The sequence below is a fragment of the Buttiauxella massiliensis genome (assembly GCF_902500225.1).
GTDB classification, from domain to species: Bacteria; Pseudomonadota; Gammaproteobacteria; order Enterobacterales; family Enterobacteriaceae; genus Buttiauxella; species Buttiauxella massiliensis.
In genome coordinates this window covers 59,783-72,760 of the sequence record NZ_LR722654.1, presented here as the reverse complement: position 1 = coordinate 72,760, position 12,978 = coordinate 59,783, and the positions used below count along the sequence as shown (strand labels likewise).

Below are 12,978 nucleotides of genomic sequence, written 5' to 3'. Positions count from 1 at the left end.
CGCTTCAGTAGCCTTGCCTCTATCGAATAATGCGAGGCAATCATGACCATCACCACAGACACATCCCTGACTCTTGACCCACGTCGACAGGCGTCACTGCTTTACTGGCAGGGATTTTCCGTGCCGCAGATTGCTGAAATGCTCGGCCAGAAACGCCCGACGGTGCAGAGCTGGAAACAGCGCGACGGCTGGGACCAAATCGCTCCCATTACCCGCGTGGAAAACAGCCTCGAAGCGCGATTAATTCAGCTCATCACCAAGACGAAAAAAGACGGCGGCGACTTCAAGGAAATTGACCTGTTAGGCCGACAGATTGAGCGCCTGGCACGGGTCAACCGTTACAATCAGACCGGCAGTGAAGCGGATTTAAATCCCAACGTCGCTAACCGCAATAAGGGTGAACGCAAGAAGCCGAAAAAGAACTATTTCAGCGATGAGGCTATCGGGAAACTGGAGGAGATTTTCTTTGCTGAATCCTTCGAATATCAGCTCGGCTGGCACCAGGCAGGACTGCAACACCGTATCCGCAATATCCTCAAATCACGGCAGATTGGGGCAACGTTTTATTTCTCGCGCGAGTCACTGTTACGGGCGCTTAAAACCGGCCATAACCAGATTTTCCTCTCGGCCAGTAAAACGCAGGCGTATGTGTTCCGCGAGTACATCATCCAGTTTGCACGCCTGGTCGATGTTGACCTGACCGGTGACCCGATTGTCATCGGCAACAACGGGGCAAAGCTGATTTTTCTCGGCACCAATTCCAACACCGCGCAGAGCCACAACGGCGACCTGCTGGTCGATGAGATTTTCTGGATACCCAACTTTCAGAAGCTGCGCAAAGTGGCATCGGGCATGGCGTCACAGCAGCACCTGCGCTCGACCTATTTTTCCACCCCGTCGACGCTGGCGCATGGCGCTTACCCGTTCTGGTCAGGGGAACTGTTTAACAAAGGTCGGTCGGATAAAAGCGAGTGTGTGGATCTGGATATCAGCCATGCGGCGTTAAAAAACGGCGTGGCCTGCGCCGATGGTCAGTGGCGGCAGATTGTGAACATTGAGGACGCACTCGCCGGGGGCTGTGACCTGTTTAATCTGGACACCTTAAAGCGTGAAAACAGCGCCGATGATTTCCGCAATTTATTCATGTGCGAATTTGTCGATGACAAGGCTTCGGTATTTCCGTTTGAGGAGCTGCAACGCTGCATGGTCGACAGCATGGAAGCCTGGGCGGATGACTGGCAGCCGTTCGCCACGCGCCCGTTTGGTTATCGCCCGGTGTGGATTGGCTACGACCCGTCACACACCGGCGACAGTGCCGGTTGCGTGGTGCTGGCCCCGCCGGTGGTGGCCGGTGGCAAGTTCCGCATTCTGGAGCGCCACCAGTGGAAGGGGATGGACTTTGCGACACAGGCCGAATCCATCAAAAAACTCACCGAAAAATACCACGTTGAGTACATCGGTATCGATGCCACCGGCATCGGCCAGGGTGTTTACCAGCTCGTGCGCGCGTTCTATCCCGCAGCGCGTGAAATCCGCTACAGCCCGGAGGTGAAAACCGCGATGGTGCTGAAAGCGAAAGACACCATTGTCCGTGGGTGCCTGGAATATGACGTGAGTTACACCGACATCACCGCCTCGTTTATGGCTATCCGCAAAACCATGACCGGCAGCGGTCGCAGTGCCACCTATGAAGCCAGCCGCAGTGAAGAAGCCAGCCACGCCGATGTGGCGTGGGCGACTATGCACGCGTTGTTAAATGAGCCATTAACCGCCGGTAGCGGCAACGCATCAACCTCAATTCTGGAGTTCAACTGATGGCGAAGAAACGCAAACATCACGCAGCACAAAACACACTCACGGCAACGGCTGCGGCACCGCAAAAAATGGAAGCCTTCACCTTTGGTGAGCCTTCGCCAGTGCTCGACCGCCGTGACATTCTCGATTACACCGAGTGTGTCGGTAACGGCAAATGGTTTGAGCCGCCGGTGAGTTTTACCGGCCTGGCAAAAACACTGCGCGCCGCCGTTCACCACAGCTCGCCGATTTACGTAAAGCGCAATATTCTTGCCTCGACCTTTATCCCGCACCCGTTACTTTCGCAGCAGGATTTCAGCCGCTTTGCGCTGGATTTCCTGGTGTTCGGCAATGCGTTTTTAGAAAAGCGCCTGAGCATCACCGGCAAGTTGTTAAGGCTGGAAACCTCACCGGCCAAATACACGCGCAAAGGCACCGGCGAGGATGCGTACTGGTTTGTGCAGTCGTTTGTCACCCCGCATGAGTTCGCGCCAGGTTCAGTCTTCCATCTGCTGGAGCCGGATATTAATCAGGAGCTTTACGGACTGCCGGAATATCTCAGCGCACTTAACTCAGCCTGGCTGAATGAATCGGCAACCCTGTTCCGCCGCAAGTATTACCAGAACGGCGCGCACGCCGGTTACATCATGTATGTGACGGACGCCGCCCAGAGCAGCACAGACGTGGAAGCGCTGCGCGAGGCAATGCGCAGCTCGAAGGGATTAGGGAATTTTAAGAACCTGTTTTTCTACGCGCCGAACGGCAAACCCGACGGTATTAAAATTGTGCCGCTCAGTGAAGTGGCGACCAAAGATGATTTCTTTAACATCAAGAAAGCCAGTGCCGAGGATTTAATGAGTGCGCACCGCGTGCCGCCGCAGATGATGGGCGTCATTCCCAACAATACCGGCGGGTTTGGTGATGTGGTGAAGGCGGCACAGGTGTTTGTACGCAACGAGCTGACACCGTTACAGGAACGGATCAAGGAGGTGAATGAGTGGGTTGGTGCCGAGGTGATTCGATTTAAAGCGTACGAGCTGACATCCGCAGAATAAACCCTGATTTCAGCCGCTCATGTAGCGGCTTTTTTACGCCCTCGCCTCACGCCCTCAGACGTGCCACACAGTGCGAACACCGATAACCACACCCAAGCGAAACGGCATCCACAAAACGCCATCACGAGGCGCACAGACGCAAATTAAATAAATACCACGCCAGCGCGCAATGCTATCCCCGCCACGCCTGCCCGCTTAACCAGATGCTTTTGATGCAAGAGTTTTATCTACCAAAGCGCGACCGCTGTTGATGGTAATCCTCATAACATTTAGTAGAATTTGCATGCAATTTGATGCAATAAAATGCACGTTGCGAGCATTCTTAAAATACTCGCTGCGGAAATTAATGCCGCTCGTAGACGATAATAAAATCGAAGTTACTGACTCGAATATTTAGATGTGATCTACATGATTTTTACTAATCTAGGCAGTAGAAATCTTACATGGCAAGAGTTAACATTAAGTAAAATTAACATAAGCAAGGAGGTAGTATGTTGGTAAAACATTTAAGTATTGATGGCTGGCGGCAATTTGGAAAGGTTGACATAAAATTCCACTCGAGATTAACTGTTCTCACAGGAAGCAATGGCGCCGGTAAAAGCACTCTATTAAAAATAATTTCGAATACTTTAGGTCAGAGCGAAACCCTAATTGCAACCCCTTTACTCTCAAGCGATAACAGATTCGTTTATAGCAGCGGAGTTTTGAAACCAAAATTATCCTTGAGTAAAAACCCTAATATTAATACCACTAGCCGTATTGGAACCATAACATTTGATGATCAAGACTACTCAATAAGAGTACCTAAGGATACTGGCGTTTCATACAACACTCTACTATTTAAAGAACCAAATGAGGACTTACATCAACACGCTGAATATCAAGTAGCAAACTTTAAAGGTCTTTATATCAGGTCTCACAGACCAATACCGACCTATCAACAGGTTAGTAATATTCCGACTAACATCATTACCGCTCAAAATGCCTACTCATCTTACTTAGAAACACTTCAACAAGTAATGGCAAACAATTACTCTCCATTCTCAACAACATATAGAATTAAAGAAGCAATTATCTCAATGGCTACATTTGGACCTGGCAACTCAAATGTGCAAGGTAATAAAGAAATAGATAACATATATAGTAATTTCAAAAGGATGCTGCAAAAAATATTACCCCAAGAAATTGGCTTCAGAGATATAAGCATTCGTATCCCAGACGTTGTACTCATAACAGATAGTGGTGAATTTATAATTGATGCCTCATCCGGAGGCTTAATGTCACTCATTGATCTTGCATGGCAAATTTTTTTATATTCAATAGATAATAAAACATTTACCGTTTTGCTGGATGAACCAGAAAACCACCTCCACCCTTCAATGCAACGCACTGTAATGAGTTCCCTACTCGATGCATTTCCAAATGTTCAATTTATAGTCGCAACACACAGTCCGTTTGTTGTTACGTCAGTTAAAGAATCGTCTATATATGTATTACGACATGAACTCATTAACAACGACGATAACTCCAAAAGAGTACATTCTTATCTTCTTGGCGATACGAATAAGTCAGCAACTGCTAGTGAAACTCTTCGAGAAGTATTAGGTGTTCCTGTAACTCTACCTCAATGGGCAGAAGACGAAATTGATTCAATCATAAAAAAAATACAACCTACTAGCTTCAATGATCAAACCTTAGAAAACCTTAGAGAGGAGCTAAAAAATTCAGGCTTAGAAGAACACTTCCCAGCAGCATTAAATTCTTTACTGGGGAAACTCCATGATTAAAATGTCAAAAGGTGCAGAACCAAAAATTCTGTACGATAACTCTAAAAAATGGACAAGCCTGCTTTTAAAACATGTTGGCACAAATACTAAACCCAAGCCATCCGTAGCCACAAAGTATAGGCATAAAAAAATTAAAGAAGCCCTTATTGCAGAAACACATGGGAAATGTGTCTATTGCGAAAGCAAGCTTTTACATATACACCATGGAGATGTTGAGCATATTTACCCAAAGGCAATATATAATAATAAAACATTTGAGTGGACTAATTTAACGCTAGCATGTGAGATCTGCAATCAAAATAAATCAGATAATGACCCCAATCTTAAATCTATAATCAATCCTTACATCGACTCCCCTGAAGCACACATGCTTTTTTCAGGACCAGTTGTTTTAACCTTTACTCAAAAAGGCCAAAACACTGAACTACTCCTCGATTTGAACAGGGCTGCATTACTTGAAAGAAGAAGGGAAAAATTATGCGGAGCTTGGAATATCCTTAGGAATGTGGTAGACACAACAAAACCTTTAGCTGTAAGGAAATTAATTTATAAAGATTTCGTCAAAAATGAAACATCATCAAATGGTGAATATTCCTCGATGATAAAAACAATTTTTGAAGAGTTCAAAAAAAATATTCCACAAGAAGTATTTTAAAGAAAAAAAGCACTTCATTTGAACAATGAAGTGCTTTTAAAATCAATTAAAAAACTCAATATTTAAACTAAAATCTCGACATGCTTTAATAAAAAATCATGTTAACATCAACATTATCCTTTATTTCCTAACGCCAGCTCTCATCTTCCCACACTTCCTGAAGGATGCTATCCAGCGCTTCGCGGTCTGAATCTTTATCAACCCCCATTAACTCGACACCGGTCATGGATCCCTTTTTAACAGTAACGCACGTTGACGGAAAAACAGACTGTACTCGCCTAGTCAATTCGCATTGAAAAGCATCAATTATCGGCTGCCCTATTTTTTGGTCTTTATCTAAGGTGATATTTAGCTTCACCTTGCTCTCCATTGCAAAAGTCTCATCGACAGGCGGAGCGGAAAAAACAACGGAAAAATTATTATTTTTCATTAGGTTGCCTTTTGCTATTTCCGCAATCAAATTTAAGGCAATTTCTCGATCTCGCTCCTGACAAGTACCCTCAGTCGTCAGACGCGCAATCATTTCGACACGCTCAATCATGACGTACTCTCTCAACTCTCTATCCACACAACCTCCATAACGAGATACTGTATAAACATACAGTATCACATATCGACAAATGGTGTGAAGAAAAAATCGCAAAGAAACACACTGTATGTGCATGATATGGATGAACATTGCCGCTTACTCTTTCGTTGCCATTTCTGCTAAAGCTGCAACACGATTGAGGATCTTCCTAGCTTTAGCCTGATGGGATGGCGCTGCAGAAAAAATCTCTCCTTTAGACGTTCCGCGTAGCCATTTACCATCAAAGCTACTTCGACCACCGGCCATCAGATGCAACGCTTCGCCCCGGCTAATGGTAACGCAAGTGGTCAAATGTATCTCGCTGACCGTTTTCTCAATTACTCCGCTTTGCTCATCCGTTCCGTGGATAAATTTCTGCCTTGTGGCGGGTTTAGGCTTCCTTATTCGGTTCGTCAACTCTCGTTTTTCGCGCCGACTAAGGGGCTTTGATAAATCCCACTCCGATGGGTCGCTTTCGCTTCCCGTACAGTTATTGACAGAACTCCGAGAGGGCGAAGGATCGCCCTGAAGGTCAATGTCCAAATCAAGGGCAAGTTTCGGGACAATCTTCCACTGTATGAGGCGGGTTAAAATCGGCGTGTCGCTGCCAACGGTGGTATCAAACACACCTTTTATACGCGTGCATTCCTCACCGTATTCATTGAGGGTCTCGGCTGGTTCATACCATGTGCGCACCTGTAACTCATCACGGCGCACAAATGGGCCACCCTGCGCGTTGACGTAATCAGCCCATTGACCAGCATCAGCATCATCATGTACGGCGGCAAACTCAATACTGAGCGCATGAGCGGTTTCACTGTCAGCCATTTTTCGCAGCTCACGATAAACCGTTACCGGCGCACCGCCAACAAACTGAAACTGACGAATACGCCAGCGAGCCGCCCAGGCAGCGACAGCCGGAGCCGTTTCTTTTAACAGTTCACCGCTTTCGTCATCGCGTTCACCATCCAGTGCAAAACCATCAATATTTTTACTGATGTATTTCGCCACGTAGCCAGTAGCACTGCCTTTTTCGGGGTCGATAGCTTCGGCATGAAAGCGAGCCTTACGGGCTTTATCACTCACCAGCTCTGCGGCATCTTCCTGATGCGCATATTTCAGCATCACGGCGCGCACGCGAGAAACATCCTCGGGTCGCATGAATATCAGCATGTGCCAGTGTGGTGTGCCATCGTGATGAGGCTCTGCAACCCGAATGCCAAAAATACGTAATTCAGCACGGTGCAGTTTGGCGCGAATACGCGACCAGACGGAGGTTAAATAGCTTTGCGTATCTGAGGGGCTGGCACCGTTCCACTTACTGTTGCGGTAGCCTGCTTTGGTTGTGGCATGGTATTTCGACGGTGCGGTCAGGGTATAAAACTCACCCACATAACCCAGCTCGTTTGAAATCTTTTCAAACCCACTGATACGCGTCATTAATTCACCGCGACGGATGGCCGGATTTGCTACGCTGCCATCGTATTTATCAATCAGGCTGATGCGGTTTCCTTCCTCGTCCTCGAGATCCATTCCTTTGAGAAACTCACGGGTACGGCGTCTTTGCTCACGCCATTCAGCAACACATGATTTGCTGGCGTAGGGAGTGTGTTTTTTACTGACATTGCCCAGGGCAATTTGAAGGTGTTCACGCCATTCAGAAGCGACACGGCGTAAACGCCCACGCCACCATTTTTCATTGACCATGCGCAGTACGGCAGGGCCAATATCATCAAGGGAAACTAATTTAGTGGTGACGCGCTCCCATAAAGGGGGGCTGGCATCTGAAATGACGGGCAACCTGTGCCGCACGCATATAAATCTCATGCAGCACTTTTAACCTGCCTACATCCCCCTCAATCGTCCCGATCTCGCCATTGATGTAATTGGCAATATCAGCGGCCAGCAGCTCAATGTCGGCTTTGGACATATCCTGCAGGCGGTTATATCGGGCGGTCAGGTTCACCAGTTTTGAGGCAAGAAAACGGATGTCCGGCGCATCAAAACGACCGCCAAACAACTGATGTGAAAGATGGCTGTCGATGCCAGTGATTTGGTAAATACCGGCGACCAGCTCAAGCCGCGGCAATGCTCGCCTGACAAACGTCACGAGGTGAGCATTGGCTCGTTGAGCACCGAAATTACGCTCTAAATAATCGACCCGACGATTAATATCGTAACGCACACATTCTGGCTGCTTTGCCAGTGCATCACGCGCACGCAGCAACGCCGCAATCTCTCGATCACGGCGATGCTGTTCTTTGTAGGTCAGATAGGGGCTGGCAATGGCCTGTCGTGGTGCATTCCACGGCCAGGCAAAGTTAATGCGGCTCATATCGCATTCTTGTAGTGCTGGTTTTTCAGCTCGGCGATTTCCTGACAGGTAATGCAGTGCGTGACACCTTGCACCGCAGCGCGACGTGCTTCGGGAATAGCAGCGTCACATTCTTCGCAAAAGAAAGCGCTGGCAGCACGCTGAGGCAGTGGGCGAGCCTGTTTAATATTGCGAGCCAGTTCCTCATCCACGCGCTGTTGTACTAAATCCATTGCGTCGGCCATTAGTGCAGCTCCTGAGATTCATTTTCATAGCGAAGTGCTTCGCGGCGCAGCAGCTCGGCGGCTTCTTTCCCGTCCATACCCTCGCGGGTGATGTGAACCGCCAGCGCCTCCAGGCGCAATGAGACAGCCAGTGCACGGTCTTTACGTTCTTCGTTTTTTGCTTTATTCAGCAAAGAAACCAGGGCGGTGTCCTCGGCTTCAAAATTGCGGTTTTCGATGTTTCGCATATCTCTGTTTCCATATTTTGGGCAAAAGAATGCCCGGCGGGTTTACGCCTGATTTTTGGGATGGATTAATTAATCAGCTAAATAGCAGTCGTGCTTTGAAAATCTTGCCGGGAGTAAACTTCCCCAACGGGTAATTTCATTCATTGAACGGATAATCAGTAAACGGCGCGCCTGTTCGAAATATTCAAACGGCTTGCCGATTTCATCGGGTTTAAATGATGACGGCTCCTGGCGGTTAGCCAGTGTCAGAACAACGAATTTAAAGTTGTTATCGAGCTTATTAAAATTACGCAGCGCTGTGTTATTGGTGGCTTTTAATTGCTGACGGAAACGCGCGAGACATTCGTCACCGGTCATTTTTGACGGGGTATCAATCCGCGCATGTATCAGGTACACATTGTTAAACGCCGTTTGTGGTGCCTTTACGGATTCAACCAGAGCAGCACTTTTCATTTAGTCCTCCAGCGCTTAATCAGCCTGGTAACGAGTGAAGGCTTGCGAGTACGCAGCTCATTTAACAATGCAGACTGGTCGCGGCTCGGGTGCCTGCGATGGTTGTTATCACCCATGATCCAGCCGTGTCCATAACTCATGGACGGGCTTTGGCGTTTCAGTAATGAAGCGAATGACGGTTCCATATACATCACCTCAAATCAGACCGAATGAAGCGCTTAAACCACTAACCGTATCAACCACGCTATTCATGGCAGGGTTGGTCTGTAAGCGTGCGTGCATCGTCATTGCAGCAAGAGACAAATAGCGAATACCCGAATTGACACTCTCAACCATCGAATGCTTGCGGCACGCTGTAAGCTTTTCATCAGATACTGCACCCGCTGCAATCAGGCCTACTTCGGCAGTTGCTTTAAGTGCGTATAACTGGAGTTTGTCATCGGCTAATTCGTTAACCGGAACGCATGGCAGGCAATGCAATTGCGCCAGAAACCCATCAACTAACGATGGATCTTCAGTTACGTCAGTGAGAGCCATCAGCTCAGGAATATTCAACTGATGCGGCTGCTCTGGATTGAGTTTGTTGCGCAGTACTTGAGGGCGTATACCGAGTTTTTCCGCCAGTTCAGCCAGGTTGTGTTTTGTAGCGAAATTGCGACAGGCATCTTCATAGTGGGGCTGTTTAGAAACTTGATAATCAAACATGGTTGCTCATCCTTAAACTTGCATAATCAAGTTATCGTTTGATGTAGCGACAATTGACGGCGTGCTGGCGATTCTTTTCACGCCATGCAGCAACGTTAATCAATGCGTTACCATGTTTTTCCATCACGTCCTTACGTGATTTTCCGGTCTCTTTGCAGGTAATCGTTCGTGTGACTGTAGAGGTCGGGGTCGGGGCAAGTAGCACTACGCCATTTGCAATCCACTTTTCGAGTACAGAACTACTGATGCCATTGGCAGCGCAGAAGTTTTCTTTCGACATGGTAGGGGAGTTTGCCAGCGCAGCAGCTTTTTCCAGAGCCTGATCAAGAGCAGTATTGATCGCAGGAACTAACTGAGCTGCAATGCTTGCAATGAAGTCAGGGGAGGTCAGCATCTGAGATGTGAGCTGAGAGTTTGCATTTTCAGTATGCATCACGCAGTATCTCCGTTGGGGTTGTTTTGTTCTATGGTGTTTCATGTGGTGTGATACATCCTAAAACAACAAATGGCCTCCAGTAAACAACAATTGTTTATTTATTTGGTGGGCTATGGAATTTAGTGAAGGTACAGCTCTGGAAATACTTGAGCGATTATCCTCTGCATACGGCGTAACAACACAAAAGTCACTTGCTGAATCTTTAGGGGTTCCTGCAGCTAATGTAAGCAATTGGGTTCAAAGAAACAGTGTGCCGGGAAGTGCTTTTGTTCGATGTGCTTTGGATACAGGATGTGATTTACAATGGCTGACGAGCGGAAAACTTGCAAATGCAAGATGTGAGGTTGTTAGCGGAAGGGAAAGTGGAAAAAAACTTCACGACAAAATCCTAGCATCTGGAGGAAGGGCAGTATTGCGGCGCATACTGGATGCCTATGGTTTTAAAACACAGAAAGAACTTGGTGATCATTTATCAATTTCGTCAGGAACAATTAGTACTTGGATTCGCCGTGATTATTTTCCTGGCGATGTTGTTATAACTTGTGCTTTAGAAACTGGTGCTTCATTAGAGTGGTTATCAATTGGTAAGAGCATTGTATCAACTCAACGTATAGGAGTTGTATCTGATAATATTTTATCCCTGCAACATTTCAGTATCAATTCAGGTCAGCTTATTGAATGTGGCAAATGGATTGCTGATCCAAGTTTACTTGAGTCCCTTTCTGAAAAATGTGGTCTGGTTGAGAAAGGCGGCGAAGCTTGGGTAGTAGATTTTGACATTAAAATTATTTCTAATGGTCGCTGGTTGATAAATATTGATGGTAGTTACGATGTTTATGACGTGCTTAAAATTCCAGGGAACAAGATTAAATTAAGTAGTAAAGGAAACGATTTTGAATGTCGTACAACTGAGGTTATCTGTGTCGGCCAGGTAAAAAAATCAATAGTTAGTAATTAATATTAAAATTAAAACAGTCTTTAAAAAATGGAGGTTTTATGAAAAATTATGCAGAGCAGTTAGACAAAGAAAGAAGAAAAGTAGATTTTGATACCTTTGATTTCTCCGTAAAAGAATTGGTTGCTATGGCTAGTGATGGCACTATTAATGTAGCACCTGAGTATCAGCGGCAATTTAGATGGCCTGCTGAAAATCAATCTAGATTTGTTGAGTCTGTATTCCTTGGGATTCCTGTTCCATCATTATTTATGGCAGCTAACAAAGATGGCACATGGGAGTTGATCGATGGTGTGCAGAGACTTAGTACCTTAATACATTTTATTGGTAATGATGATCAACTTGCTAAATTCAAGTTTGAGTCGCCGTTGGTATTGACTGGTCTAGAGTCATTAACTGATTTTAATGGGTGCACTCACGGACAAATCCCAAGTACGATTCAGCTCAAATTTGCATTGAGACCGCTTAAAGTTACAACTTTAAGTGATAAAAGTGACCTAAAAGTTAGGTTTGACTTATTTGAACGTCTGAATACTGGTGGTGTGGTTTTAACTAAACAAGAAATAAGAGGGTGTGTATTTAGAGGCGAGTTTAACGATTTTCTATCTGACCTTAGTACAAATAAAGACTTTGAAAAATGCGTTAATTTGACTGATACAAATATGACGGATGGTACTAAGCAAGAATTGGTGCTTAAATTTTTTGCATATCTGAATAATCGTAATTCATTTGATCATAGTGTTGTGGATTTTTTAAATGATTATATGGAAAAATCTACTGCAAGTTTCGATTACAAAAATAATAGGGCGGTATTTGAAGAAACATTCAAACAACTAAGCATAGTATTACCTGATGGAATTAAAAGAGGTAATAGAAGAATTACACCAATTAACTTATATGAAGCAGTTAGCGTTGGTGCAGCAGATGCAATAGCTGCCAAAAAAAATGTATCTAACTCTTCTGTTCCAACGTGGATTAATGATAAAGAGTTAACGCAGTTAACATCAGGTGCGACAAACTCGAGAAAAAGATTAGTTGAGAGAATTAAATATTGCTTTGACAGGTTCTAACTATGCCTTTTACTTCAGTGTCGTCAGGGACTACAGATAGGCTTAGATTATGTTCTTTACTTCTAAGCCATATTTCATCAGTAGAAGAATCGCAAGGGGCATTTACTGATGATCTAGCTAGGATGCAGAAAGGTGTGTTTTTCGTGCAGTTATATGCTGCAATCGAATTTACCGTAACTAATTCTTTTTCAACCTTTCTTGAGTTGATTGCAGCCCAACCCTTAGCTCCAAAGCACTACGAACCTGCATTGCTAAGCGTATTATTAGATTCGAAATTTAAGGCACTTCTTGCTAGCTCTAAAAAACATATATGGCGAAAGAAGTATGATTTATTAAATCACGCATTTGGTGAGAATGTTTGTGAAGTTGATACTAATATTTTTCCAGGCGCAGGTATGAATATTTCAATCGCGGAAATTAAAGATATGTGGTTTTTCTTGGGATTAGACTGTGATCCTTTGCCTGAAGGTGTTTTCCCTCAATTATTGGCGGAAATTAAAGAGCATCGAAATGCAATTGCTCATGGGAGGGAATGCGCACACGAAATCGGGGCCAGATTTACCCTTGAGCAGCTGAAGAAAAAACATACAGATGTTGAGCTGTTATGTCACTATATAATTAGCACAATCAATAGCCACTATAGTGCTAATTTCCTTCCTAACGAGGCGGAATAATTTCTAAAGTGTTGGTAGTCAATTTATCGACGCTATATGT

The 12,978-nt window shown here is 45.5% G+C and carries 14 protein-coding genes and 1 pseudogene; 7 read left to right on the top strand and 8 right to left on the bottom strand.

Annotation, left to right across the window (positions count from 1 at the left end):
* Positions 1-42: 42 nt before the first annotated feature.
* The 4 genes from GC128_RS12570 to GC128_RS12555 all read left to right on the top strand — a co-directional run bounded on the left by GC128_RS12570 (position 43) and on the right by GC128_RS12555 (position 5,291).
* On the top strand, positions 43-1,815 hold the full coding sequence (locus tag GC128_RS12570; protein ID WP_151994587.1) for a terminase ATPase subunit family protein: 1,773 nt from the start codon (positions 43-45) through the stop codon (positions 1,813-1,815).
* Positions 1,815-2,849 (top strand): phage portal protein, encoded by a 1,035-nt coding sequence (locus GC128_RS12565; RefSeq protein WP_151994586.1) that lies wholly within the window; start codon positions 1,815-1,817, stop codon positions 2,847-2,849. The genes GC128_RS12570 and GC128_RS12565 overlap by 1 nt, the downstream gene beginning before the upstream one ends.
* 491 nt (positions 2,850-3,340) lie before the next feature.
* Positions 3,341-4,636 carry an AAA family ATPase gene (locus tag GC128_RS12560; protein ID WP_151994585.1) on the top strand — a complete coding sequence of 432 codons (1,296 nt, stop codon included), beginning with the start codon at positions 3,341-3,343 and terminating at the stop codon, positions 4,634-4,636.
* Complete coding sequence (locus tag GC128_RS12555) at positions 4,629-5,291, top strand: HNH endonuclease (protein ID WP_151994584.1); 663 nt, start codon at positions 4,629-4,631, stop codon at positions 5,289-5,291. Before GC128_RS12560 ends, GC128_RS12555 begins: the two co-directional genes overlap by 8 nt.
* Before the next feature lie 127 nt (positions 5,292-5,418).
* Here the strand turns inward: GC128_RS12555 and GC128_RS12550 are convergent, their stop codons facing one another.
* The 8 genes and pseudogenes from GC128_RS12550 to GC128_RS12515 form a co-directional block, all read right to left on the bottom strand.
* Positions 5,419-5,859 (bottom strand): DinI-like family protein, encoded by a 441-nt coding sequence (locus GC128_RS12550; RefSeq protein ID WP_151994583.1) that lies wholly within the window; start codon positions 5,857-5,859, stop codon positions 5,419-5,421.
* Between the two features lie 117 nt (positions 5,860-5,976).
* Positions 5,977-8,194: pseudogene (locus tag GC128_RS12545) on the bottom strand (replication endonuclease).
* Entirely contained in the window at positions 8,191-8,418 is a 228-nt protein-coding gene (locus tag GC128_RS12540; RefSeq protein ID WP_151994582.1) for a TraR/DksA family transcriptional regulator, read from the bottom strand. The pseudogene GC128_RS12545 and the gene GC128_RS12540 overlap by 4 nt, the downstream one beginning before the upstream one ends.
* A complete protein-coding gene (locus tag GC128_RS12535) occupies positions 8,418-8,645 on the bottom strand; it encodes a DUF2732 family protein (RefSeq protein ID WP_151994581.1) in 228 nt (75 codons plus the stop codon). The genes GC128_RS12540 and GC128_RS12535 overlap by 1 nt, the downstream gene beginning before the upstream one ends.
* Before the next feature lie 69 nt (positions 8,646-8,714).
* Positions 8,715-9,098, bottom strand: coding sequence for a hypothetical protein (locus GC128_RS12530; RefSeq protein WP_151994580.1), 384 nt, complete (start codon positions 9,096-9,098; stop codon positions 8,715-8,717).
* On the bottom strand, positions 9,095-9,283 hold the full coding sequence (locus tag GC128_RS12525; RefSeq protein ID WP_151994579.1) for a phage filamentation protein Fil family protein: 189 nt from the start codon (positions 9,281-9,283) through the stop codon (positions 9,095-9,097). Before GC128_RS12525 ends, GC128_RS12530 begins: the two co-directional genes overlap by 4 nt.
* Before the next feature lie 10 nt (positions 9,284-9,293).
* On the bottom strand, positions 9,294-9,803 hold the full coding sequence (locus tag GC128_RS12520; protein ID WP_151994578.1) for a phage regulatory CII family protein: 510 nt from the start codon (positions 9,801-9,803) through the stop codon (positions 9,294-9,296).
* Between the two features lie 31 nt (positions 9,804-9,834).
* Positions 9,835-10,236 carry a hypothetical protein gene (locus tag GC128_RS12515; RefSeq protein ID WP_151994577.1) on the bottom strand — a complete coding sequence of 134 codons (402 nt, stop codon included), beginning with the start codon at positions 10,234-10,236 and terminating at the stop codon, positions 9,835-9,837.
* Between the two features lie 115 nt (positions 10,237-10,351).
* On the opposite strand from GC128_RS12515, the gene GC128_RS12510 reads away from it, so the two are divergent.
* Genes GC128_RS12510 through GC128_RS12500 form a run of 3 tightly spaced genes read left to right on the top strand, consistent with a single transcriptional unit; the run spans position 10,352 to position 12,938 of the window.
* On the top strand, positions 10,352-11,197 hold the full coding sequence (locus tag GC128_RS12510) for a phage repressor protein CI (protein WP_151994576.1): 846 nt from the start codon (positions 10,352-10,354) through the stop codon (positions 11,195-11,197).
* A 38-nt stretch (positions 11,198-11,235) separates the two neighbouring features.
* Positions 11,236-12,264: a DUF262 domain-containing protein gene (locus tag GC128_RS12505; RefSeq protein WP_151994575.1), complete on the top strand. Its 1,029-nt coding sequence runs from the start codon at positions 11,236-11,238 to the stop codon at positions 12,262-12,264.
* A gap of 2 nt (positions 12,265-12,266) precedes the next feature.
* Positions 12,267-12,938, top strand: a complete 672-nt coding sequence (locus GC128_RS12500) for an MAE_28990/MAE_18760 family HEPN-like nuclease (RefSeq protein WP_151994574.1) — start codon at positions 12,267-12,269, stop codon at positions 12,936-12,938.
* Positions 12,939-12,978 lie beyond the last annotated feature (40 nt).

What these genes read in the sequence shown, in the direction of transcription:
- GC128_RS12570 (WP_151994587.1), top strand. Translation starts at nt 43, where the DNA reads ATGACCATCACCACAGACACATCCCTGACTCTTGACCCACGTCGACAG.
- GC128_RS12565 (WP_151994586.1), top strand. Translation starts at nt 1,815, where the DNA reads ATGGCGAAGAAACGCAAACATCACGCAGCACAAAACACACTCACGGCA.
- GC128_RS12560 (WP_151994585.1), top strand. Translation starts at nt 3,341, where the DNA reads ATGTTGGTAAAACATTTAAGTATTGATGGCTGGCGGCAATTTGGAAAG.
- GC128_RS12555 (WP_151994584.1), top strand. Translation starts at nt 4,629, where the DNA reads ATGATTAAAATGTCAAAAGGTGCAGAACCAAAAATTCTGTACGATAAC.
- GC128_RS12540 (WP_151994582.1), bottom strand. Translation starts at nt 8,418, where the DNA reads ATGGCCGACGCAATGGATTTAGTACAACAGCGCGTGGATGAGGAACTG.
- GC128_RS12535 (WP_151994581.1), bottom strand. Translation starts at nt 8,645, where the DNA reads ATGCGAAACATCGAAAACCGCAATTTTGAAGCCGAGGACACCGCCCTG.
- GC128_RS12530 (WP_151994580.1), bottom strand. Translation starts at nt 9,098, where the DNA reads ATGAAAAGTGCTGCTCTGGTTGAATCCGTAAAGGCACCACAAACGGCG.
- GC128_RS12525 (WP_151994579.1), bottom strand. Translation starts at nt 9,283, where the DNA reads ATGGAACCGTCATTCGCTTCATTACTGAAACGCCAAAGCCCGTCCATG.
- GC128_RS12520 (WP_151994578.1), bottom strand. Translation starts at nt 9,803, where the DNA reads ATGTTTGATTATCAAGTTTCTAAACAGCCCCACTATGAAGATGCCTGT.
- GC128_RS12515 (WP_151994577.1), bottom strand. Translation starts at nt 10,236, where the DNA reads ATGCATACTGAAAATGCAAACTCTCAGCTCACATCTCAGATGCTGACC.
- GC128_RS12510 (WP_151994576.1), top strand. Translation starts at nt 10,352, where the DNA reads ATGGAATTTAGTGAAGGTACAGCTCTGGAAATACTTGAGCGATTATCC.
- GC128_RS12505 (WP_151994575.1), top strand. Translation starts at nt 11,236, where the DNA reads ATGAAAAATTATGCAGAGCAGTTAGACAAAGAAAGAAGAAAAGTAGAT.
- GC128_RS12500 (WP_151994574.1), top strand. Translation starts at nt 12,267, where the DNA reads ATGCCTTTTACTTCAGTGTCGTCAGGGACTACAGATAGGCTTAGATTA.